Annotated in this window: 19 protein-coding genes; 12 read left to right on the forward strand and 7 right to left on the reverse strand. The window is 40.6% G+C overall.

Features of this window, described 5'->3' with window-relative positions; translation table 11 throughout:
- The first annotated feature begins 164 nt into the window (after positions 1 to 164).
- Together HZC34_08145 and HZC34_08150 are read left to right on the forward strand one after the other, a co-directional pair.
- Positions 165 to 4,706: a hypothetical protein gene (locus tag HZC34_08145; GenBank protein MBI5701791.1), complete on the forward strand. Its 4,542-nt coding sequence runs from the start codon at positions 165 to 167 to the stop codon at positions 4,704 to 4,706.
- Positions 4,696 to 10,659, forward strand: coding sequence for a tetratricopeptide repeat protein (locus tag HZC34_08150; GenBank protein ID MBI5701792.1), 5,964 nt, complete (start codon positions 4,696 to 4,698; stop codon positions 10,657 to 10,659). The genes HZC34_08145 and HZC34_08150 overlap by 11 nt, the downstream gene beginning before the upstream one ends.
- Before the next feature lie 72 nt (positions 10,660 to 10,731).
- Here HZC34_08150 and HZC34_08155 read toward each other — a convergent pair whose 3' ends face one another.
- Complete coding sequence (locus HZC34_08155) at positions 10,732 to 11,439, reverse strand: hypothetical protein (protein MBI5701793.1); 708 nt, start codon at positions 11,437 to 11,439, stop codon at positions 10,732 to 10,734.
- Positions 11,440 to 11,641: 202 nt separating this feature from the next.
- Positions 11,642 to 12,415: a transposase gene (locus HZC34_08160; GenBank protein MBI5701794.1), complete on the reverse strand. Its 774-nt coding sequence runs from the start codon at positions 12,413 to 12,415 to the stop codon at positions 11,642 to 11,644.
- Between the two features lie 387 nt (positions 12,416 to 12,802).
- Between HZC34_08160 and HZC34_08165 the strand changes: the two genes are divergently transcribed.
- Complete coding sequence (locus HZC34_08165) at positions 12,803 to 13,264, forward strand: hypothetical protein (GenBank protein ID MBI5701795.1); 462 nt, start codon at positions 12,803 to 12,805, stop codon at positions 13,262 to 13,264.
- Between the two features lie 49 nt (positions 13,265 to 13,313).
- Positions 13,314 to 14,144 (forward strand): hypothetical protein, encoded by an 831-nt coding sequence (locus tag HZC34_08170; protein MBI5701796.1) that lies wholly within the window; start codon positions 13,314 to 13,316, stop codon positions 14,142 to 14,144.
- Between the two features lie 82 nt (positions 14,145 to 14,226).
- Here HZC34_08170 and HZC34_08175 read toward each other — a convergent pair whose 3' ends face one another.
- Positions 14,227 to 14,553: a DUF86 domain-containing protein gene (locus tag HZC34_08175; protein ID MBI5701797.1), complete on the reverse strand. Its 327-nt coding sequence runs from the start codon at positions 14,551 to 14,553 to the stop codon at positions 14,227 to 14,229.
- On the reverse strand, positions 14,543 to 14,848 hold the full coding sequence (locus tag HZC34_08180) for a nucleotidyltransferase domain-containing protein (protein ID MBI5701798.1): 306 nt from the start codon (positions 14,846 to 14,848) through the stop codon (positions 14,543 to 14,545). Before HZC34_08180 ends, HZC34_08175 begins: the two co-directional genes overlap by 11 nt.
- A 295-nt stretch (positions 14,849 to 15,143) precedes the next feature.
- Here HZC34_08180 and HZC34_08185 point away from each other — a divergent pair, with 295 nt between their 5' ends.
- The 3 genes from HZC34_08185 to HZC34_08195 all read left to right on the forward strand — a co-directional run bounded on the left by HZC34_08185 (position 15,144) and on the right by HZC34_08195 (position 16,045).
- A complete protein-coding gene (locus HZC34_08185; protein MBI5701799.1) occupies positions 15,144 to 15,467 on the forward strand; it encodes a nucleotidyltransferase domain-containing protein in 324 nt (107 codons plus the stop codon).
- Between the two features lie 118 nt (positions 15,468 to 15,585).
- Positions 15,586 to 15,828 (forward strand): DUF4160 domain-containing protein, encoded by a 243-nt coding sequence (locus HZC34_08190; protein ID MBI5701800.1) that lies wholly within the window; start codon positions 15,586 to 15,588, stop codon positions 15,826 to 15,828.
- Positions 15,785 to 16,045: a DUF2442 domain-containing protein gene (locus tag HZC34_08195; protein MBI5701801.1), complete on the forward strand. Its 261-nt coding sequence runs from the start codon at positions 15,785 to 15,787 to the stop codon at positions 16,043 to 16,045. The genes HZC34_08190 and HZC34_08195 overlap by 44 nt, the downstream gene beginning before the upstream one ends.
- A gap of 306 nt (positions 16,046 to 16,351) precedes the next feature.
- Here the strand turns inward: HZC34_08195 and HZC34_08200 are convergent, their stop codons facing one another.
- On the reverse strand, positions 16,352 to 16,558 hold the full coding sequence (locus tag HZC34_08200) for a hypothetical protein (GenBank protein ID MBI5701802.1): 207 nt from the start codon (positions 16,556 to 16,558) through the stop codon (positions 16,352 to 16,354).
- A 102-nt stretch (positions 16,559 to 16,660) separates the two neighbouring features.
- Here HZC34_08200 and tsaD point away from each other — a divergent pair, with 102 nt between their 5' ends.
- The 5 genes from tsaD (at position 16,661) to HZC34_08225 (ending at position 21,760) form a co-directional block, all read left to right on the forward strand.
- A complete protein-coding gene (gene tsaD, locus HZC34_08205; GenBank protein MBI5701803.1) occupies positions 16,661 to 17,725 on the forward strand; it encodes a tRNA (adenosine(37)-N6)-threonylcarbamoyltransferase complex transferase subunit TsaD in 1,065 nt (354 codons plus the stop codon).
- A gap of 77 nt (positions 17,726 to 17,802) precedes the next feature.
- Positions 17,803 to 18,081 (forward strand): Asp-tRNA(Asn)/Glu-tRNA(Gln) amidotransferase subunit GatC, encoded by a 279-nt coding sequence (gatC, locus tag HZC34_08210; protein ID MBI5701804.1) that lies wholly within the window; start codon positions 17,803 to 17,805, stop codon positions 18,079 to 18,081.
- A gap of 108 nt (positions 18,082 to 18,189) precedes the next feature.
- Complete coding sequence (gene gatA / locus HZC34_08215; GenBank protein MBI5701805.1) at positions 18,190 to 19,641, forward strand: Asp-tRNA(Asn)/Glu-tRNA(Gln) amidotransferase subunit GatA; 1,452 nt, start codon at positions 18,190 to 18,192, stop codon at positions 19,639 to 19,641.
- Positions 19,638 to 21,086, forward strand: coding sequence for an Asp-tRNA(Asn)/Glu-tRNA(Gln) amidotransferase subunit GatB (gene gatB, locus HZC34_08220; protein ID MBI5701806.1), 1,449 nt, complete (start codon positions 19,638 to 19,640; stop codon positions 21,084 to 21,086). The genes gatA and gatB overlap by 4 nt, the downstream gene beginning before the upstream one ends.
- Positions 21,086 to 21,760, forward strand: a complete 675-nt coding sequence (locus HZC34_08225) for a radical SAM protein (protein MBI5701807.1) — start codon at positions 21,086 to 21,088, stop codon at positions 21,758 to 21,760. The genes gatB and HZC34_08225 overlap by 1 nt, the downstream gene beginning before the upstream one ends.
- Here the strand turns inward: HZC34_08225 and HZC34_08230 are convergent.
- Positions 21,757 to 22,560, reverse strand: a complete 804-nt coding sequence (locus HZC34_08230; GenBank protein MBI5701808.1) for a diaminopimelate epimerase — start codon at positions 22,558 to 22,560, stop codon at positions 21,757 to 21,759. The genes HZC34_08225 and HZC34_08230 overlap by 4 nt on opposite strands.
- Before the next feature lie 16 nt (positions 22,561 to 22,576).
- The gene (queD, locus tag HZC34_08235) at positions 22,577 to 22,993 is read right to left on the reverse strand and encodes a 6-carboxytetrahydropterin synthase QueD (GenBank protein ID MBI5701809.1); all 417 of its coding nucleotides are present in this window, start codon (positions 22,991 to 22,993) and stop codon (positions 22,577 to 22,579) included.
- Positions 22,994 to 22,999 lie beyond the last annotated feature (6 nt).

Raw genomic sequence — 22,999 nt, forward strand, 5'->3', positions numbered from 1 at the left:
TATTTGCTGTATCTTTTTAGCATATTCTTCGCTGATATACCCTATTTTAATAAACTGAGGGGGGTCACCATGTCCGTAGAACTTCCTAAGGATTATTTTGTAAAAGTGAAATTTCGGTTTGGATCTGACGATATAGATATATATGTAAAGAGGGGGCTAGTATAATGGCCGTTCCTGAAGTCAAATTAACATTCTTTCAAAAGAGATTTTCGCCGCTCGTCAGCAGAGTCGGCGGAAGGATCTTTTTGGGAAATGGATTAAACAGAAAGCAATTGTTAGGCGAACTTAGAAACACGTCAGCAAGAGATAGCCTCGCAGAACCTCAAGTTGTTCGAATTCTTGAAGCGGAAGGGATAATTAAAAACGAATTCAGAGGCAAATTTCAATCCTTGGGTGATCTTCGTGAATTCCACTTGAGCGGTATATTAACTAAAACGAAGCTAAGTGATTTCTCCGCCGCCCTATCTTTTGGCTTTCAGTCAGATGCCCTAAAACCTTTCGAATCAGAAACAAAGAAAACGGGAATCATGATTCGTGCGGCAGACTCAATCTGGGAACGAAGAGAAACCGGCTATCTTGCAGAAAGTGAAACCATACGAATTCGTGAATTCGCTGAGCTGATATCATATTCAGCAGGAAAGATAGCAAGCCACTCTTCATTTCTTGAGGTCTTAGTCCCAACAGTAGCAGAAACAATCGGAGCCTTTTTTGGTCAAATAAAATATTCCGCTGCGGCAAAACAAGTGGAGTTACAGGCTTCATTGCTTACGCATCAGCAAAATGGTCTATTTACTAGGACAGATAGCATATCGGAACAATCAAAAGAATTCTACCAAAGGGTTGCAAGCATCCTGGCAAATCTCGGAGCCCCAAGCGCGCTTATTGCATTAACAGAGATTGTGGAAGAATTTCGGAATATGCCGGAAGTAAATACACATGAAAACTTAAACATAATTCGCGCATTGGCCTCATTAAAGAAAGTTTTAGAGACAATGGAAGAACTTAGAACGGCTAATGCCGCAACGCCAAGCGCCAGATGGATGTTGCAGGCAAACTTAAGAGCTCAAATAAAAACAGATTATAACGAAGCTCTTCAGCTTCTAAAAACCGAAAAGACCCATACTGGTTTACTGCAAGATTTTAGAAAATGGACTAGAGCATTAGCAATCTTAAGCGTTCCCTGGGCCCTTTCCGGCGGATTAATCTACGGGACATATAGATTTTTCAAACCAGCAGACCCTCCGCGCGCAGAGTACTCCCAAAAAACTACCCCCTTCTCCCCCGCACTTGAAAAAGCTTGGGCTTACTGGAATGCAAATTTCACAGAAACAACAATTGATGGCGCAAGATTTGTGGTCGATCCTTCAATAGACAGGCGAATCCTTTCGGAAAGCATGGCATACGGGTTATTAATGTCGGTCCAACAACATGACAAGAAAACATTTGACGAATTGCTTTCAGGCTTAACAAAACTTGAGGGCCGAGGGTTGCCTGCTTTCAAAGCCCACATAGATCCAAAAACTAGAGGACTTAAAATTGATTCCGATGCGGAAAGAACATCAGCATCGGATGCTGATCAAGATATCACTTTTGCGTTAATTCAGGCACACTCAATTTGGGGGACAGAAAGCAATAGCACATATAAAATAAGGGCCCAACAATATTTAAACAGGCTCTGGGACGGTACAGTGCAATACGACGGGCATACAGCAATATTGAAGCCATCGGAAGATTGGGGCGGAGCGACTGTATCTACGGGGGCTACTTTTAATGCGTCATACGTTTCCCCTTTCATGCATGAGGCGTTTAATAGGTTCGACAGCAATTCAAAACATGATTGGAGTCTCTTAATGAAAACCAGTATAAAATTAAGAAGGGCAGCAATAGAGGCCTCTGTCTTAAAAACAGGAACAGGCTCAGATGTGCCAAAAGTTGCTTTTGCCGAAGTACCCGACTGGGTTGTTGTTTCTTGGCCGGCTAATTCGACTGTGCCAGAACTTTTCACTCACCCAAATAGACAATATACAATGGGATTAGATGGAATTCGCACACTTTGGAGAATAGCTCTGGATGCAACACACCTTACCGATCCCGATGACTGTATAAAACTTGCCCGTGAAATGATGGATAAGATAAAAGATGTTCCAGCTCTTATAGATCCCGATAGAAAGGATGGCGATCCCAAGAGAGAGATCAAAAATTCTGAAACGGCCCTGGCTGCATATGCCACCTTAGCTTATGCCGCGGCACAGCCAATGTCGGCAGATAAATCTGCCGACGCCGCCAAAGCATATGACATGCGTTATCGAACTTTGATAAAACAATTCCTGGGTATTGCAAGAGCCGACGGAACCTTTGCAACAGGAAACGATCCGGATTCGGGAAAAAGATACTACAACCAAACAACCGCATGGATCGCAGCAAGAATAATTGAGCATGGATTCGGAAGGTTCGCAGTTTCGCTATTTGATGGATCAGACAGCAGCCCGGGAAAAGAAGGACAAGTCTTGCGATCCAATCATAGGAGAGGTTATTTGATCCACACGGAGTATTTGCCACTATGGGCCGGAGGACACGGATTTATAATTGATCCCGAAGAACGCGCGGAACTTGACTTGATTAAAAGATTGGTATGGCTATATGACGAAAAGAATGTATTAGGCGGAATAAGAGGGGGTGGGGATTCGAGAACTTTAAGAGTCAGATTGCTGGCTGCCGAAGAATTAAAAGGATCGACATTTTATTCTGAAGCTATAAACCAATTCCGAATAATTCTCGAAAATGCTTCTGCGGAAAAACACCCCAAAGAATCTGCAACAGCTGTTGCGGATATTTTTGGAGCAATTGAAGGCGCAAATATGCCGGCAGAAGCAGCCGTTAAACTATTTGGTGAGATAATAAATAAAAACCCTTCAAATCCATATTTGCATTTAGGTCTTGCGCAAGCACTGGCATCAACATTTAATAGGGCTTATTATGACAAAAATGATGGAAAAGCAATAGAAGAACTAAATATCGCCCTTAAAGCTGGAATTCCAAGTTTGTCATTTGGCGCGCATAGTTTACTTGCAGAATTACACAGAAGAAATGCAGACTATGCCGTAAGGACAAACGACAATCAGCGACACCCTGCAGAATATAAAGCGGCTATTGATGAGATAGATCTTGCGCTTAAAGCACATTCAAAAGCCGCACAATTAGATCCAAAAATGCAACCCGAGTTAAAAGCAGATCTGCTTATGCAAAAAGCTTTGATCTTATTCCAAGCTTACGAAGCTTCGAAAGACGGGAAAAAACTTAACGAAGCAACCGCCATTTACGAAGATAGCGCAATTGATAAGGCTTTCGGATCTATCAAAGATCCACAGATCAGGCAAGAAGCAAGATCAAAGAAAGCTCTTGGGCTTTCAAATTGTTATAAGGCTGCAAAGAAATATGCCGAAGCTTTAACAATCATCTCGGATGAAATGGAAAGAATTAATAAATTATCCAAGTCTAAAAAATCCAATCCTTTCGAGGATCCAGGATATGTTCAATTGACTGTCGAGAAAATAAGGATCCTCACCCTACAGAAAAAAGATGGGGCATCGGTTGATCCTATTGCCGAAGCAACCGGTCTATTAGACAAGATCCCATCCGGCAGATTGAGAACAAGCTTTGAACGAATTGTTTATTTTTTAGATAAGGGTGAATACGAAAAAGCTAGAAAAGACGTGGCACAGCTACAATTGCTCCGCACTAGATTAGCTGTCCCTTCTGAGATAGATATCGTTCCAGATGCTGCCCTACCTCAATTAAAAGCTATCGAACAGGACATAAGAAATACCATTCTTCCTGAACTCGCAAAACTGATAGGAGATTCGTCGCCAGAAGCAAAACAAAAGGCGGAAACCCTAAAAGCTGCTCTTAAGGCAAAAATAGACTCGGTTGCAGGCATTAGTACAAAAGATAGCGCTGTCTCAAAATTGTTCAATTCCGGCGAAACTAGCCTATTTGAAGCCGGAAAATACGAAGCAATTGCAGAAAACATTGAAAGAGCGGAAGAATTAAACGCTACCTTAAAAGAATATGCTGGAAGACCAGCTACCAAAGAAATAGATGTGTTATTGGCGGCAAATGGCATAGCAGAACATCTTAAAAATACGGCCGATCCTAAGAGTATTATCGCTGCAAGAACGGCCGCAGAAGCAGCGATTAGAGAGTGTGGGACATCCTTGGATGAAGCACCACTTTCTCCTAAATGGTTTGCAGCCATGAGGGAATTCTATGAGGCGGCTATTTGGATGATAAAAGACTTAGATGGCGATGTTGCCGCTAGGGATTTTACTCGTGAATTGCTGGACGAACATTACAATCCAACTGTGGCCCAATCGGACAGCTTACGCGCGCAATTGTTAAGGTCGTTAAGAGATAAAGAAGTTCGATCCGGGATAATGCCTCCATCAGAAAGATCGAAGTTTTTTGGGATTGTTGGAGACTTATATAGACTGGGGGCTCAACCCGTAGAAGCTATAAAAGCCTATCGAAAATCGTTAGGTTTGGCCGCTGAACCAAAAGATGTGGCAAGCGAGAAAAAAGAATATGAATCATTATTATCAGACCAACCTGAAAAAACTACCACCATAAAAAATATCGTTAATTTACCTACTGGTGATGAAAAGAGAGATGAGATGTTCGGCGAATTGAGAGAAAAATATGACAAATGATATTTCAATATTAAACAATTTCACCTGCACCGGAATAAATAACATAAATTCTGCCCTCGGTACCCTTCAATATGATGCAAATAGATACGATGAAACAGTAAAGCAGTTCAAGCTCGACTTAGATATTATAGAATGTCTAATAGATTCTCCTACTAAGGGGGATGCCAGTACATTCAAAGCCAATGCAGCAAAGATCTTAATTAGATATGCCGAAGCATTAGCAAGAGATAGGAATCATTCGGCAGCATACGAAGTATTAACTGCTTTAGAAGGAGCCACTGGGTTTACAATAAAAGATACAAAAGTTGAAAACTTGGCAAGAAGGCTTGGAATTGATACAACATTTTTGCAAAAGATTTGTAAAAAGTCTAACGATGACAAAAATGGCTTTGATTTTCCTTATGCAAAATATTTGTCTTTGAAAGCCGATGCACTTAAAGGACTCAAAAAATATAGCGAGGCGATTTCCTTATATAAACAAGCCTTATCTCAAGACACCGCCGGCAGATGGTCAGACTGCGCGCCATATGCAAAAGTTGGCTTGCTAGAAGCAGAAATAGCGACCGGAAAAGTAACCTCTGAAAACATCCAGGCGAGAACAGAAGAAGAAAAAAAGTTTATTTCGAGCCGTAGCTTAAGTCCCCGCGAAAAACAGGCCTTGTTTAATAGACTCGATAAGCTATTTAAATTTGTTAAAAAAGATTTTGAGACTCTCATCAAAGAAGATGAAGCCAAAATAAACGATCCCGATTTATCGCCAGCGGACAAGGCTCAAGCTCGCAAAGATAAGGCATGGCATCTCCTTAATTTGGCCAACTTCAAAGCCTTCGGCAAACCGGAAATAAAAAAAAATGATGACCCCAAATTGATATGTACAGCAGATACATGCCCTGTCGTCGAAGGCATACTCGACAAAATAGATGTCAAATTAAGCGATGAAATAAAAAAAAGTGTTATAGAAACAAAAATATTGTTCCTGCTAAAATGGGCAAATCGATTAATCAAGGCCAAAGATATAAATACAGCGCTTGAGAAAGCTAAAGCCGCTGACGCATTAATAGATAGAAAAGAATTAAAAACTATAGCCTGGCTTGCATGGACTTATATAGATATAGCAAGAGCTGGGGAAAAAGAAGCCCTAACAAAAGCTCTGGCGCTAGTTGAGGATGAAGTAGGTGCAGATCAGATCGATAAAAACAGTATGCCAGACAAGAAAACCGGCAAGAAAGGGGGAATACGAAATGGAGTCGCCGATGCGATGATGGGCTTAGCCAAGAAATATCATGACACTGCGCTTTTGGACAAAGCCATAGGCTATTGCAAAAAATATGGGTTTGGCGAATTATATATAAAAGGGCTTTGGATAAGAATAAATGCTAAAAAAAACAATGAGAAAGCTATCGAAGGCGTTATTGGCGATTTAAAAACACTTGCGGCTATTTATTCAAGCAAATCAGGAAGACTATTGCCAGAAAAATTAGCCCTATCCTCTGCGCCAAAACTCACATTTGACGGCAAGATCAAATATTACACTATTGGGATTGTATTAGACAATATCTCGGATCTATTAAAGAAACATGGCGAGAAAGAAAATGCAAAATTATTTCATGATGCCGCCATAGGTGAATATAAACACTATCAACCTATATTTGAAGATTTAGTAATTCGCAAGCCGACTTTTGAAAATTTTTCCACCTTGGCGCAAATATATGCCGCGATAGGCAGATCATATTTGAATGAAAAAGAAAGCAAATCAGATGTGAAAATAAAAGGCCAAAATTATCTAAATTTTGCGGGATTTATTTACAATAAGCTGCTAGGCATACATGATTTTGTTTTTGATGCTCCTGCGCTTAGGCAAGACATTAAAATAAAATTATTGGCTAGCTTCGGCAAAACAAAAGAAGAAGCCAGATTTAAACACCTACATGAATTTTCAAATTATGCGCTGATCGCATTAGAAATTAAACTTAGAGGCATTAAAGTTTCTGGTGATAACGCAAAGCAGGTGGGAGACGATTGCATAACAATATTAAGCGCAATAGAAAGAGCTTTAGAGAAAGAAACGGAAGAGGGTCTGATTGCCGCTCTTGAGAATGGGAAGATTGAAGTAATAAGAATTTGGTCTACGGCATTGATTCGGCTGGGAAGATCTAACGAAATTATTAAATTTTTAAAAGAAAATATCGCTTCATCTCTAAGCAGAAAGAATTATCCCGAAGCCCTGGGCAATATAAAGATCCTGGCTTGGGCCTATAGCGAGGGGAAACAATACAATGAAGTTTTTGCGCTTTATTATGCCTTATTAAATGGCGCCAATACCAATAAGGCGCCGGCATTAAATAATATCCTTGACCTGATAATTAAAAACAGGGAGAACCTCCTTTCGGCAGAAGCGCTAAAAGGTGCGGGACTTAGCATGGAAAAGCTGAAAAACTCGTTCACCCTGCTTATGGCGGAGATGTTTGCCAACGATCTTAAAGTTAAAATTACTGCCGCAAAAGATAAAAAGGATAAAGCTATAATATACCGCGATGCGCTTGCACTATTCGACAAACCCAGCATATTTGAAGAACTCAAAGTCCTGAATTTTATGAACCTTGAAAAGATGGTCAAAGAAATTGCCGAGATCAAATCCGATGATCCGGAAGTTTTAAAAAGCTCATTCCAAGCATATCAACTTCTGGCATGGCTCCATTCTTTGAAAGGATTTTTGATCGAAAAAGTTAAAGGTGGGGGAAAAGGATCTATCGAATATGCCAAAGCCGCAAAAATGGGCGAAAAGCTTCTTGAATTCTCGGCGGATATCATTGCTGATTTTAAGACTCAAGATGATACCCCCTTAACAAGAACTGATATTTATCTATTGGTCGCCGGCCTCTACCAAACTGCGTCCAAAGGAAACGAAAAATATCTGGAAGATGCCCTAAAAGCTTTTAATAGCGCTATAAAAGAGATCGGCGATCCAAAAGATGCATTAGGCAAACTCGCCTTGACCAAAGCATACATCGGCAAAGCGCAAGTCCTTTCATCGCAAGAAAATGCGGAAGAAACAAAAGAGGCGTACGAAAAAGCCTTGTCAATGATCGATCCGAAAGATAAAAAAATGATCCCTTATTTATTAACAGCCACATTAGGCAAAACCGAAGCGATCCTTGCCTTGGCGCAAAAAGGGAAAGACAACACAAAAATGGAAGCCGCGGCAGCAGAGGCAAAACATGATCTTGAAACGATCTTCGAATTAGTCAAGGATTCGACAAGCGAGAACAAGTATAAATTCACGAACGCCCTCCTTTGGGCGCTATCCACCCTATCGGACGCGAAAGGCAAAAATACCCCGGAACTAACGATGCTTATAGCCCTCTATCGTGCATTATTAAAAGGGAAAGATGATACAAGCATCACGGGCTTTTACGGCGGAGCTCTCAAATTCGTGCTTGAGAATAGGAAAAGTTTGTTGGACGAAGATATGCTCAAAGAATTCGACGCGAGCAAATTGATCTTAAGAATGCGCTATATCGGCGCCCTTCTTAGTGCTGAACTTTATGATGAAGGATTTAAGGAATTCCAAGCGATTGAAGGCTTGTTAAAAGCTAATGATGGGAAAGAAACTTTAAAAAATGAAGCTTTAGAAATTGCGAATCTTCTCGCGCGCATGGCTGAAGTTTCATGTTACAACTTGGGGCTTCTTGATAAAGCTGAAGAATTATTTAAAAGGGCTTTCGATCGCGCGCCAAAGACAGATACAGGATCATTATCTCGTATTTACAGGGGGCTTGCTTTCATTTATGAAAAGAAGGGAGACTCCGATAAGGCTTTAAAAAATCTCGACAATGCTTTGGCTCTTTCCGGGACAAGCATCAAAGCATTTTCTGTTGATTACAAGGGCGAACTCGCTAAATTAAAAGACAAAAAAGATGTCGCCCTGATCCAGACATTATTAACTATTGGAAATATATATAACTATAATTCGGATATTAACGACGCTAAAGAATTAATAGCTGATGATGAAAACGCAAAAGAGCACCGCAGGAGGATGGCGTTATCATTCTACAAAGTCGCCGGCCTCTTAGCAAGGGGACTAGATGACAAATATCTGCGCAGACGCCTTATGGCAAAAGCGTGCCACGGCGTTGCCGAAACTTATCGTTTATTTGACAAAGAAGAAGGATATGACGAGGCAAGAAAATTTTATGAACTTGGGATCGAGCTATTGGACAAATCGGGTAAGATATTTAAAGACGATAAAGATGATACCGATGAAAGCGATGAAAGCAGGCGCGATAGCAAAAAAGTATTGGGACAGCTATTTGGCGGGCTCGCGACAAACTACGCCATGCAGAAACAATTCGATATAGCTAATGCTAAAATTGGCGAAGCAACTGCAGCTTTGGCCTCCACACGAGTTATCGACGAACAATTTAAAGATTTTAAAGATAAAAAAGCTGCAATCCTTAACGCTTTGATCAGAGCCGAATATATTGATAAAGCGGGCAATATTCAAAAGAAATTTTATGATGCGAAAAAAGAAGGATTCAAATTAGACGCGACCGTCGAAGCCGGCGACCTAGATAAGATCTATGACATTTTAAAGGGAACTATTGATAGTGAAAAAGAAGCTGGCGGTGCCATTAGAAAATCGGACATTCTTGCGGAGATCAAAAAATCAGCCGTTTCTGACGCTGAGGCTGAGAAGGTGAAAGATCTACTTAGGGATCTGGATGAAGATTATTTCGTATTTAAGCCTACAACTAAAAAAATCGATATTGAGAAACTGGAAATTCCAGATAGCCTAAAGGGTATTCTTCTTGATGCTTACAGAAAATCAGACATAGATGCAGTGAAGAATCTGGAAGAGACCACAAGGAATATAAAGAGAAGGCAAATTGACAAGCTGACTACCGTCCAATTTGGATTTACACGCTTAAGCGAAGATTATAAAAGCGGTTCTACTCATAGCCATAAAACCGGATGGACGCCTTTTGTTAGATCAATTATCAATATAATAACAAATGCTTTTGATCTCCGAGTAAATTACATCGGAAGTCTCGGAAAAGAATTTCCAAGAATTCTCGCAGATAAGAAAAAACGACAGTCTGGATTGAATGTTAATAGACAGCATACCGTATCCGCTGATGTAGATTGGCATCCCGATTATAGCGTTCTCAAAAGAATTCGTGTTGGAGCGGAATCTACAACGGCGACATACAGCATTGCGGAAAATCCTGGGCAATATAATAGATCCATCAATAATGCAGCTTTCCAATCTCTAACTTTAAGAGCTGAAGGCGAGTTCGCAGGTAAACCATTGGCAAAATCAGCTCCATGGCTGACGCTTAGCTTCCAACCTAGAATAGCAGTGTTAGCTAGTAGTACTACATCTCCGCTTATAGAGAATGCAAAACAAATTCAAAAAGAGATATTGGAAAACGACCCAACATCCAAGGTAAGAATTGAAACAGGAAGAAAGCCTGATGACTCAGAAAGAGTATCTATCACAGGAGTTCTCTCCGCAAATATCGATGTACCAGGATTATTCGGCTTGCCAAGATTTAATTTATTTGGTAAGCCATTGTTATTATCAACAAGGGTTGGTGTTGGCGGCGGGTATGATCCACTCCGTTATTTCGGGAACGGATTCTGGCCTGTGAATGGAAATGAGCCTCTGTATAGCCTATACCCATTCCTGAATGTTAGAGGTGAATATGAACTTGGGTCAAGAAATAGCTTCCTATTCGAATTTTATCTACAAAGAACAGCGCCAGGCCTTTCTCAACAAGCTTTCAGAACCGAATTATATGGGAATGCCAAAGCTGGCTGGAGACATTATTTTGACAACGGTCAAAGCTTTGAGGTAAATCTAGAAGGCTCCAAATTTAAAGCGGAAAAGCCGGCAGCCAATGAACACATAGATAATAATTCTGGCAGTATAAATGGAGTCTACAGATTTTAAAATTACGATTTGATTTATTTGTCACACAAGGCTAAAAATATAAAAAAACAGCCCATAAAATATTGTTTTGGGCTATAAATTTATTTCTGGCGATATTGGTGGAAAAGAAATATTAACCATGTATGCAGAGCTTCCACCGTCATCATAATATCCCCTTCCCCCATTTTCTCCCTCAGCCAAAATAGACCCAGATAAATCTGCATTTGCAGCGACTATCTCAATAGCATTACCACCGTAACCTGCGGGGTCATTTATGCCGCCACCCTTTCCACCGCAAGACCCAGCTTCAATTCCAAAACTATCGATTAAGCCATAAGATTTTCCTCCTATGCCACCAACGCCAATATGGCTGCCGCCCGCTCCACCAGACCCAGCAGCGCTATCTCCACCACCAGAGCCATTCGCGCCATCACCCGGACCACAACTCAATGCTTCAACAATAATTTTCGATCTTTCGTCAACTTCAAACAACGAGGTAGTAATTTTTATGTATTGAGATGAAAAATGTACCGTTCCACCATTAATCACTCTAAAACTTGAAGGATTCGGACAATCAAATAGAATTGCTTCTTCTGAATCTATTACTAAAGGCTTTCCGTTTTCACATTCTGGCTTAACGGACATACATCCCAAGGTCGGGGCCGTTACAAGAAGTGCAGAAAAACCAAGATTCATCAATCTTGTTCGACTTGTCGTAAGAGTACTTAGCTTATTATCAAATAATTTTACAAATCCGAAGCTTTGTTTTATTCCACCGAAAAATCTTGCTGCAGATATCATAGATTCCCTCCTAAAATTGAATTCAATTGAGCACATTCGATCAGAAAAACAAGTATACTGCCTATGTCGAGAGCTCCGAAAAATTAGCAAGTCAAAAACAATGATGATTTAAAGAGATTTTAGGGGCTGAATTTCAGTCCTTTTTTGTTTTTCTCTTTTCTTTTTCCCTCCTTTCCTAAGATTTTTGAGTCATTCTGAATAATTAACCATCATCAGGACACACCCCTCCCTTGGGCGGCGCCAAGGCCGCCAGCAGGCTAAGCGTTTTTAGCGTGCCATCTTTAAGCGCGCCCATAATTTTCTTGAACCATTTTTTGAGATTAGAAGCCATGGCTGCAAGATAGGCCTGAATTCTGACCCTAGACAATCCTCGGTATCTTGCCCTTTTTAGCCCATGGTTGTTTTTTAAATCTGCCTGCCTCGGCTCGATCTTATAGCGTTCTCCTTTCATCACGAGCTCATATTCCTCAAACCTGCGCTCGGCAGGATATCCTGCCGGGCAAAAAAGGTGTCCGCATTCAAAGTAGAAATTATCCCATACAAGGCCTCTCTCTTTGTTCTTGGTTGGCACCAGAGGGATGTAAAGATTTGAAACGCCAAGAGCTTTCAGCTCCGTCCTTGTATTGCCGAAGTCATATTTGGCGTCGGCAGTGAAGTGGAGAGGAACTATTCCTAAGTTTTCTTTTTGCTGTTCCAATAGAGGAGCAGCAGATTTTTCTTCCGGGTGGCCAGCCTTGTCCGCTTCAATAGCAGTTATGATCCCATACTTGTGGTCAAGATTGGACTCAACTTTGTATCCGGCAAAGAACTTTTTGTCACTCTTGGCTCCCCAACTTGCGTCTGGATCCGAAGGATTGATCATTTTGCCGACAATCTTTTTTTCATCTTCTTTCTTTTGCTTTTTCCCTTCCTCATCAAAACACTCGTCCTTTCTTTCTTCTAATATCCTGTCCAGGAGTTCCATTTCCTTTTTCACTTCAATATTGTTGTTGAGGGAAGAGCTGCGCTTGACAGCGTCGTAGACCAGACCTGCAGCCGCAATCAGCTCCTCAAAATACTTCTGCTTGAATGAAATCGTCAAAGAATGTTTTTTCTTTAGCAGACGTTTTAAGCATTAGATTCCTCCTATATCAATAGTTTACTACTTCAGGAGAATATGTCAAAAACAGCCTTCTCTGTATTCCTTGCGCATCAAAGGATTGCGAGCAACAAAAAATAGTTTACTCCAAAGTGAAATTTTCGGGGGGCTGTCGATATATATGTGAGGCCAAAAAGAAAAAGATAATCCATGGGAAAATGGGTTGATTTTTCAGAGACCTTTAAGAGAGAACGGTCGGAGTAAATATTAATATGGAGGACTAAAATGGGATTGTTAACGACTTTTGCTGTAAGGAATAGTGTTCATATGACTGTCCCTAATAGGATTGGAAGATTCATTGCTTCAAGTAGATTGGTTTTTTATTCAAGCTTAACAGCTACGGCTGCGGGAGAAGCCGCTCCTTTTGTTTATGCGCAGAACCAATTAGCACAATTTGGAATGGAATTGGGTCTACTAACATGTCCCGCTGGATTGATGGCGACAATAACCGGCGCCATTGTAATTGGAACTTACATAGTAAGACAAGTTGAATATGAATATCTAAAAAATTTAGAATTGAACAATCAAGTGGCAGAAATTCGTGAAAAGATCAAAGAAGCTACTCCAGAAGAATTGAGAGCTTTTTCGACGCATCCTCTTGAAGGTGTAAGATCGGAAGTGGCAAGATGTGAGAGAACTCCTCACAATGTGCTTGAGAAATTAGCTTATCATTCTTACTTACGATAGAGTTGGAGTTGCGACAATAACAAATAGTATACTTGAAGAATCAACATTATTGAAAATCCTTACCACAGGAATGAGCCCTTCGGAAGATGTGCTTTGTGCCATTGCATCAAATCCAAACACTCCAATATCTGTTCTTGCAAAGATGGAAAATTATGATGGAAGAAGAATATTCCAAGGATTTATAATAAATCCCACGGTTTCATTGCTATTGCAAAGAGCATCTGACGCAACCGACCCTGAAGAATTAAGGGAACTAGCAAGTAATCCAATAAAACGAGTGAGAAGTAGGGTTGTAAACAATCGTAATGTTCCTTATGAAGATTTAGATAGGCTTTCCAAAGAGTTCCCTCATGCTAGAAACGTGTTGGAGGAGAGGGCAAAAGAAACGCCGTTAGCAGATCTTTTAGGGAAAATGGCACAAAGCACTTGGGTTGCGGTTAGAATTGCCGTTGCCGGAAATTCCCATACCCCTGAAAATCTATTGAGCATTTTGAGTGCGGATAAAGAAGCTTTGGTCGTAACTGCAATTGTGCAAAATAGTAGAACTCCTGAAAAAAATATTTTGTCGTTAACTGATAATCATGAAATGCTTGATCAAAAAGGAAGTAATTTATGGGAGGCATTGGCAAGGAATGTGCGTTTGCCGGCAGAAAAATCAGCTAAATTAATATGTAAATATTTACCGATGAGTACTAAGGAGATATCATATCAACCAGCAGAGGCAGAACATTATGAAAAGAGGCATTCAGAAGTCGAAACTCCAGGGAGATATGAATCAAATGGTTACCCCGAGATAATAGGGGTTGATGAAGATGTGTTAATTGAGGCAAAACCTGAGGTGCCATATCAACCTGCGGAATATGCTTCGGACTTACAATAGAACCTGTACATTAAATTTGGGGGTTTTGCATTGAAAAGTTTATTAGAATGCCAGGATATCAGTGGAAGGATCAACAAAAAAGTCAAATAATGGGAGAAAGAAGTTTTTTCAGTATAGGAAGATCTGTTTTACAGGTATCCCAAACTACTTTTCTGTCTACACCAAAATATTCATGTATCAACCGATTTCGCATGCCTACCATATCCTGCCATGGTATTGACGGATTCTTTTTGCAGAAATCCGCACTTATATTTTTTGCCGCTTCGCCGATAATTTCAAGCTCCCTAACAACGGCGTCTAGCCTCATATCATCCTGAAACAGAATTTCCTGTGATTTTCCCGACAAGTATTGCTCGATCTTTTCAATTGCTTCAAAAATATGGCTTAAATAAACTTGATTATTTCCCATAAACAGGTTCCGCTTTTTTAAAAACATCACTTCTAAAATATTTGCTTAAAGCATCGGGTGTTTGTAAGTCAATTTTTTTCCCGACATATTTTTCAATAATATTTTGGATGTTTACCAGCCGAAAGAAGCCTACTTTTGATTTCGGGGAAAATTCCACCAACAGATCGACATCGCTGTCTTTGTTTGGTTTGCCATACGAATAGGACCCAAAAAGACGGATGCTTTTAATGTCTTCTTTCAAATTATTCTCTTCAATTGCCCTTAGTATTAATTTCTTTATTTTATATTTTCCCATATCAACAATATAATATCATAAGTTAATAATTTACGCTATTACCTGACCCCCACTGCTTAGACCCGGTCAAGCCCCCTAGTTTCTGGACCAAAATAGCCCCTGAAAAGTAGAGACTTTTTCTGTTTCCGACCTTTCCTCCGTTCCAAAGAAAGAACGAAGAAATAGTCCCGCATAGGAAAGTTTATCAGCATATCAGGCTAGAACAAAGGCACAGGAAAAGGCTTAGGCGCGGGAACAAACGCCCTTTATTGTTGTTCGACCTTACATTATTAAACTATTCAAAGGAAGTTTTCCAATGGCTGAAATCCCAAATAATATAAAACGATCATTGAACTTGTTTTTGCAGGATATCCAATCCATTTGCAGTTTGGATAAGGTGATCCTGTATGGCTCATTTGCAAAGGGCAAAGAAAGCCTCGAAAGCGATATTGATTTGGCAATATTTTCAAAAACCGCTACCGATAAGAACAGGCTATCGTTAATGTCAAAAATGCTTGCAAAAGTCTCAAAATATAAGCTTGATTTCCAGCCATTGGTCTTTAGCTTCAAAGACTATTCATCAACTGACAATGCTTTTATCCAACAGGAAATAAAAAATAAAGGCATTTCCCTGAAGTAATCCGATCATTTCGCGAGGCGGGACTGATTCTCTGATCGCCTGATGGTCTCCATCTCCCGCTTCCCAACCAAATACCCATATGATAAAATTAACCATAAGGAATCAAGGTGAAGCCACATTGAACCCTACAGTATTTCGAATAAAGGGATATAGATTTTATTTTCTCTCAAACGAAGAGATGAGAATGCATGTTCATGTGGAATGTGAAGATGGCGAAGCAAAGCTATGGGTGGAGCCAATAGTTTCACTTGCAACTTATTACAAGTTAAATGCTAAAAAGTTAAATGAAATACAAAAGATCGTAGAGGGGCAAAAAGATGAGATCATCAAAGAATGGAAAAGACATTTCGGTAAGCGTTGAAAATATTACTTCTTTTGGCATATGGCTTCTCGCGAAAGAAAAAGAGTACTTTCTTAAATACAGGGACTATCCCTACTTCAAAAACCAATCTGTAAGCTCGATCCAAAACGTCAAACTGCTTCATGGTTTCCATCTTTATTGGCCAAAGCTTGATATTGACCTGGAAATTGATTCCCTTGAAAATCCAGAAAAATATCCGCTAAAAAGCAAGCTCTAATCCTTCCTAAACGATAATAAAGAAATTTGATCAATTCGCGAGACGGATTGAAAAGGCTATCAGGCTAGAACAAAGGCACAGGAAAAGGCTTAGGCGCAGGGTAAAGCGGAATAATTATTATTTTCCTTGATGAAGATAAAGGTTGAATGCGACTATTCCGGAAATAATGGTTGCGATAATGCCTGCAACAACAAGCGGAGTCAACATATTACAACCTCCCTTTAATAAACATGAAGTAAACAACAAGTATTAAGATTGCGCTAATTATTGAAGCAACAGAAAACATATTTAGCAAGTCTTGGGAAATCATGATTGGACCCCCTTGGTAATTCCCAGCGAAACAACAAGGAAAAACAATGCCAACAATAACCCCCAAAAGCCAAAAGCGATAAATTCCCCAAATTTTTTTGAAATAAAAAATGGCGTAATAATGCCGGCCGAGAGCCAAGCGACCGCCCCATTCACAAAAAAAGTTGCAAGCATTTTTTTCTGGCCGGTCGAGAGTTTTTGCATACTTAAATCCTATCAAAAGAAGATATCAAAGTCAATTATTTGTGCAATTCCGGAAATTCGATCAATTCGCGACACTAGTTTACAGCGTGATATAATTATTTCATGCACATCCTAGCCATAGAAACCTCATGCGACGAAACCGCTGCCTCCGTTTTAAAAAACGGGTCGGAGATCCTGTCCAACGTCGTGGCAACTCAAACCGAATTCCATAAAAAATACGGTGGAATTGTCCCCGAGATCGCCGCCCGCAAACATGTAGAACTTATAAGTCCTGTCATTCAAGAAGCGATTGATAAAGCAAATATCCCATTTGATAAATTAGATGCAGTCGCTGTCACCTATGGACCTGGACTTATTGGATCGTTAATAGTCGGCCTCTGCGCGGCAAAAGCTCTAGCTTGGTCGATTAAAAAGCCTCTCATCGGCGTCAATCATCTTGAAGGACACATATACGCCAATTTGTTAACATCCAACTTCCAACACCCAGCATCCAAACTCGCCTCCTCACCCAAATCTAGCTTCCCTTTCCTATGCCTCTTGGTTTCCGGCGGCCACACAATGATCGTGCATGTAAAAAATCATGGAAAATATGAAACCATTGGAAGAACAAGGGACGATGCTGCCGGAGAAGCTTTTGACAAAGTCGCTCGAGTTCTGAATCTAGGTTATCCCGGCGGGCCTATAATAGATAGATTGGCAAAAGAAGGAAATCCACTTTCTGTAAAATTCAAAAAGCCGATGGTCGAGGACCAATATGGATACGATTTTTCTTTTTCGGGAATTAAAACAGCTGTAGTAAATTACGTAACGCGCACCGCGAAACGCGCTTCGTTTCCCACATCTCAGTCGCTGGACGCACATCACATTAGAGATATCTGCTCTTCTTTTCAGAATACCGTAATTGTCACTTTGGTTGAAAAGCTAATACAGGCGGCAAGGGATCTACATATTAATACCGTATCTTTAGCGGGAGGCGTATCGGCAAATTCGCAATTAAGAGAATATCTTACAATACGATGCGCGGAAGAAGGCCTTTCATGCTTGATACCTTCATTCGAATTCTCAACAGACAACGCCGCTATGATCGCTTGTGCGGCATACTATAAGTTTCAAAGGAAAGAATTCTCCGCCCTTCGCCTAAAACCTCTTGCTTCTTTAAAGTTATAGCCACCCCCACTGTCCCTTCGGGACGTCTCCCCCTTATTAAGGGGGAGAATGAGAGGGGGTTATGATATAATTTCTTTATGAAAATCGATGTAGACCACGTTGCAAAACTTGCACGACTTGGGCTTTCAGACATTGAACAGGAAACATTCGGCAAACAATTGGGCGATATATTAAAATACGCCGATAATTTAGGGAAGCTTGACCTAAAAGACATCCCCTCCACTTCGCATGCAATACCCATGAAGAATGTCATGCGCGAAGATATTGTTGAAAAGTGCGAAGACATCAAATCAATACTCGCTAACGGCCCAGAAGTCGAAAATAATATGTTCAAAGTCCCAAGGATTATAGAATAATGACCAAATCCCAATTCCCAAATCCCAACATGGTATCGCCTTCGGCGATAATTAAATATAATAAAACATTGTTGGTCATTGGTCATTGGTCATTGGAAATTTAATTTTATGCAAACAAAATCCTGCCATGAATTAAATAGTTTATTATTAAATAAAGAAATTAGTTCGGTTGAGCTAACCGAAAAAATATTTGACCGAATCGACAAAGTTGAAGGAAAAGTACAGGCATTCGTCACATTAACTCGCGAAGAAGCAATAAAGCAGGCGAAGGAAGCCGATCTCAAGATTAAAAACAATAAAAGTGTAACACCTCTAACCGGAATTCCGATCGCTATCAAAGATAACATGTGTACAAAAGGAATTTTGACAACTTGTTCGTCCAAGATCCTTGATAATTATATTGCCCCTTACGATGCGACAGTCGTTACAAAACTGAAAGAAGCAGGAACGATTATAATCGGCAAAACCAATATGGATGAATTCGCAATGGGCTCATCAACCGAGAATTCGGGGCTTCACAAGACATTTAATCCTTGGAATCTTGAAACTGTCCCCGGCGGATCATCAGGGGGATCTGCGGCTGCGGTTGCGTCGGGAGAATCGGTTGCGGCAACGGGATCTGATACCGGTGGATCGATCAGACAGCCGGCATCGTTTTGCGGCGTTGTAGGGTTAAAACCAACCTACGGAAGAGTTTCAAGATACGGGCTTATAGCATTCGCTTCATCTCTTGATCAAATAGGGCCTATCACAAAAGATGTAACAGATTCGGCGATCATGTTAAATATTATCTCGGGATATGACAAGAAAGATTCAACCTCGGTCAATAGGCCTGTTCCGGATTATAGAAAAGCATTGATAGATGATGTTAAAGGCTTAAGAATTGGCGTTATAAAAGAACTAATAGGCGAAGGAATTGACCCCGAAGTTAAAAAATTCGTAGAAACGGCAATAAATAAATATGATGAATTAGGCGCGAAGATAGTTGGCGTATCGATGCCTTCGTTTGAATATGCCGTAACAACTTATTATTTAATAGCTCCCGCAGAGGCCAGCTCAAACCTCGCCCGCTTTGATGGCGTCAAATTCGGACATAGAGCCAAAGAAGCAAAGGACCTATTGACCATGTATTACAATACCCGCCGCGAAGGCTTTGGGCCCGAAGTTAAACGAAGAATAATGCTCGGCACTTATGCCCTATCGGCAGGATATTACGATGCTTACTATCTAAAAGCTCTCAAAATCAGGACTTTGATCAAACAAGATTACGACAAAGCATTTGAAAAATGCGATGTTCTCGTTTCGGCAACATCGCCAACCGTTGCTTTTAACATCGGTGAAAAAGCGGATGACCCGCTATCGATGTATCTATCGGATATCGCGACAATTCCCGTAAACCTGGCTGGACTTCCCGCAATTTCTATCCCTTGCGGATTAAGTAAAGGGTTACCGGTCGGATTACAGATCACGGGAAAAGCTTTTGGCGAAGAAACACTTCTCCGAACTGCATATACTTTTGAACAAAATACCAATTGGCATGAAGGAAAGCCAAATCTATGAGCAAATACGAAACTGTTATAGGGCTTGAGGTCCACGCCCAGCTAAAAACTAACAGCAAAATGTTCTGCGGATGCGCAAATCACTTTGGAGACGCGCCAAACACAAATATTTGCCCTGTTTGCACTGGCCAACCTGGCGTATTACCCGTTATCAACAAAAAAGCGATCGAGCTTGCCATAAAAACAGCACTTGCGCTTAATTGCAGGATAAATAAAAGTTCGATATTTGCAAGAAAACAATATTTTTATCCCGATCTTCCGAAAGATTTCCAAATATCACAATTTGACCTGCCTTTGGCCGAACACGGGAAGATCACAATTGAAGTTAATGATGTAAAAAAAGAGATAGGAATTACAAGAATACATCTTGAAGAAGATGCTGGGAAGCTTGTGCATGTAGGAGCCGCAAGAATAATGGGATCGGATTACAGTTTGGCCGATTACAACCGCGCGGCAACCCCTCTTATGGAAATAGTAAGCGAACCGGATCTTAGAACTCCGGAAGGTGCGAAAGCATATATGGAAGCACTTGCCCATATTTTGGAATATATAGATGTCTGCGATGCCAAAATGGAAGAAGGATCACTTCGATGCGATGCAAATATTTCAATTAGACTGCATGGAGCGCCAAAATTTGGGACAAAGACCGAAGTTAAGAATATGAACTCTTTTAAGGCTGTTATGAAAGCCCTCTCCGCCGAAGAAAAAAGGCACAGGGAAGTAGTTGAAGAAGGCGGTACAATTATCCAAGAAACCCGCTTCTATGACGACGAGACCGAAACCACGTCCGGTATGCGCAGCAAAGAACACAGCCACGATTACAGGTATTTTCCTGAACCTGATTTGGTACCGATCGAACCGGAACAAGCGTGGATCGAAGAAATAAGAAAAACTTTGGGAGAGTTGCCCGAAGCGCGAGAGAAAAAATTCGTTGGCGAATATGGTATAGCCCCCGAAACAAGCAAGATACTTATTTCCGACAAAAATATGTCCGATTACTTCGAAGAGACTATAAAACATTATGATAAACCAAAAATTGCCGCGAATTGGATCGTTGGAGATATTACTGCATTCTTAAAAGAAGCTAAATTATCGATCAAAGAATTATCTTTTACGCCCGAAAATCTGGCAAACCTATTAAAATTGATCGACGGCGGAAAGTTAAGCTCATCAATGGCAAAAACAGTGCTAATTGAAGCGCTAAAAACCGGCAAGACTGTCGAAGATATTATTAAAGAACAGGGATTGAGCCAAATATCTGATGAATCCGAGCTTCAAAAGATCGCTCAAGATATAATAAATAATAATCCTAAACAAGTTGAACAATTCAAGACCGGAAAAGAAGCAGTCCTAATGTTTTTTGTGGGACAGATCATGAAGGCGACAAAAGGCCGAGCAAATCCCGACACTGTGCAGAAGATCTTGAAAGACGAGCTTTCAAAATAATGCAAGACATCTCATACACTCTCGATAATACTCTTTATCTAAACATAACTAACCGCTGCACGAACGCGTGTTTTTTCTGCATTCGCTATAAGACCCATAAATTCCACGGTAAATATTCTCTATGGCTCGAACGCGAACCATTAACAGATGATGTCATAAAAGCTATCGGAGATCCGAATCAATATGACCAGATCGTCTTCTGCGGCTACGGCGAATCTTTGATAAGACTCAATGCCGTAAAAGAAATATGCAGTTGGATAAAATCACAATCTTCAACTCGCCCCCTATCCCCCTCTCTTAATAAGAGAGGGGGAAACCCGAGCATAGCGAGGGAGGGGGTGAGTTTAAGAGTCGACACCAACGGTCAGATGAACCTATTTTACGGAAGGAATATATTGCCCGAGCTAAAAGGTCTGATCGATATCATGTCCATATCGCTAAACACCGAGAAAGCGGAATCATATAACGCGATCTGTAATTCATTTTTTGGGCTCAAAGCTTATGGCGAAGTACTTAGTTTTATTAAAGAGGCCAAGAAATATATCCCCTATGTCGAAGCAAGCGTTGTTAATTTGCCAAATCAAGTCAATATCGAGGAAGCTAAAAAGATCGCAGAAGACATAGGCGTTAAATTAAGAGTGAGAACTTACTACGAGGAAAAATACGTTCCTTAGATGGAATAGCTCCCTTCGAAGACTTTTTCTGCCGGTCCGCGCATGATAATATGGTTGTCTGATGCCTGCCATTCGATATCCAGATTCCCACCAGGAAGTTTAACCAATACTTTTCTTCCGGTTTTTTTAAGAAGTACAGCCGCGGCAACTAAAGCGCAGGCACCGGTTCCACATGCCAATGTTTCGCCTGCCCCGCGCTCCCAAACTTTTAGCTCTATTTCATGGTCGTTAATAATTCGCGCAAATTCAACATTTGTTTTATTTGGGAAATGCGGATGGTTTTCGATTTGAGGACCTATCTCAGAAATATTAACTTTTGCAAAATCATCCACAAAATTTACTGCATGCGGATTTCCTATAGATACTGAATAGATTTCAATAGCTCCATAATTTGTCATTTGTAATTTGACATTGGTCATTTCCGAAGGTATCCCCATGTCAACCTCGGCGCCAACAACGACGCCTTTTTCTAAAATAACAGCCGGGACAATGATGCCTGCTTTTGTTTCAACGGAAATCACTTCTTCTTTTAATTTATCGACCTCAAAAACATATTTCGCGAAACATCTGATGCCATTCCCGCACATTTCGGGCTCCGACCCGTCGGAATTAATTATTTGCATTCTGTAATGGGCTTTCGTAGACGGCCAAACAATTATCAATCCGTCAGCCCCAACTCCAAAATGCCGGTCGCAAATATCGACCGCCAATGCGTGAAGATCGACCTTTGAAAGGTCGGTTTTTCTCGAATCAATGACCACAAAATCATTGCCAAGCCCCTGGTATTTAATAAAACTTATTGTATCCATATTAACCTCACATACCCCCTCTTCCGCTTCGCTCCATCTCCCCATTGATAAGGGGGAGATTATAGAGGGGGTCAAAATAACTAGCGCAAGTTGAAGACGATTCCCAAACTGTCACTTTATTTAATTCTTTAATATCCCTTTTAAGTTCATTAAATACCACTTTAGCTATATTTTCGCTCGAGGGATTGTCAATTTTAAATTCCGATATCTCGCATAAGTCCTTATGGTCGAAGCGATCCAAGATATTTTTCAGTAATCTCTTGATCTCATGGAAATCCATCATTATCCCGATATCATTAAGCTTTGCGCCCGCAATAAACGCCTGGATACGAAAAGTATGCCCATGCAAATTCTCGCATTTGCCTTTGTATCCCCGCAATGCGTGAGCCGCGGCGAACGTATCTTCTACCATCAATTCATACATGATATA

The organism is Candidatus Saganbacteria bacterium, from assembly GCA_016223245.1.
Taxonomy (GTDB): domain Bacteria; phylum Margulisbacteria; class WOR-1; order XYC2-FULL-46-14; family XYC2-FULL-37-10; genus JACRPL01.

Bases quoted from the DNA above. Each gene is read 5' to 3' on its own strand.
- HZC34_08200 (MBI5701802.1), bottom strand. From the start codon at position 16,558: ATGCAAAAACTCTCGACCGGCCAGAAAAAAATGCTTGCAACTTTTTTT.
- queD (MBI5701809.1), bottom strand. From the start codon at position 22,993: ATGTATGAATTGATGGTAGAAGATACGTTCGCCGCGGCTCACGCATTG.
- HZC34_08145 (MBI5701791.1), top strand. From the start codon at position 165: ATGGCCGTTCCTGAAGTCAAATTAACATTCTTTCAAAAGAGATTTTCG.
- gatB (MBI5701806.1), top strand. From the start codon at position 19,638: ATGAGCAAATACGAAACTGTTATAGGGCTTGAGGTCCACGCCCAGCTA.
- HZC34_08150 (MBI5701792.1), top strand. From the start codon at position 4,696: ATGACAAATGATATTTCAATATTAAACAATTTCACCTGCACCGGAATA.
- HZC34_08185 (MBI5701799.1), top strand. From the start codon at position 15,144: ATGGCTGAAATCCCAAATAATATAAAACGATCATTGAACTTGTTTTTG.
- HZC34_08155 (MBI5701793.1), bottom strand. From the start codon at position 11,439: ATGATATCTGCAGCAAGATTTTTCGGTGGAATAAAACAAAGCTTCGGA.
- HZC34_08195 (MBI5701801.1), top strand. From the start codon at position 15,785: ATGAGATCATCAAAGAATGGAAAAGACATTTCGGTAAGCGTTGAAAAT.
- gatC (MBI5701804.1), top strand. From the start codon at position 17,803: ATGAAAATCGATGTAGACCACGTTGCAAAACTTGCACGACTTGGGCTT.
- HZC34_08165 (MBI5701795.1), top strand. From the start codon at position 12,803: ATGGGATTGTTAACGACTTTTGCTGTAAGGAATAGTGTTCATATGACT.
- tsaD (MBI5701803.1), top strand. From the start codon at position 16,661: ATGCACATCCTAGCCATAGAAACCTCATGCGACGAAACCGCTGCCTCC.
- HZC34_08175 (MBI5701797.1), bottom strand. From the start codon at position 14,553: ATGGGAAATAATCAAGTTTATTTAAGCCATATTTTTGAAGCAATTGAA.
- HZC34_08225 (MBI5701807.1), top strand. From the start codon at position 21,086: ATGCAAGACATCTCATACACTCTCGATAATACTCTTTATCTAAACATA.
- gatA (MBI5701805.1), top strand. From the start codon at position 18,190: ATGCAAACAAAATCCTGCCATGAATTAAATAGTTTATTATTAAATAAA.
- HZC34_08180 (MBI5701798.1), bottom strand. From the start codon at position 14,848: ATGGGAAAATATAAAATAAAGAAATTAATACTAAGGGCAATTGAAGAG.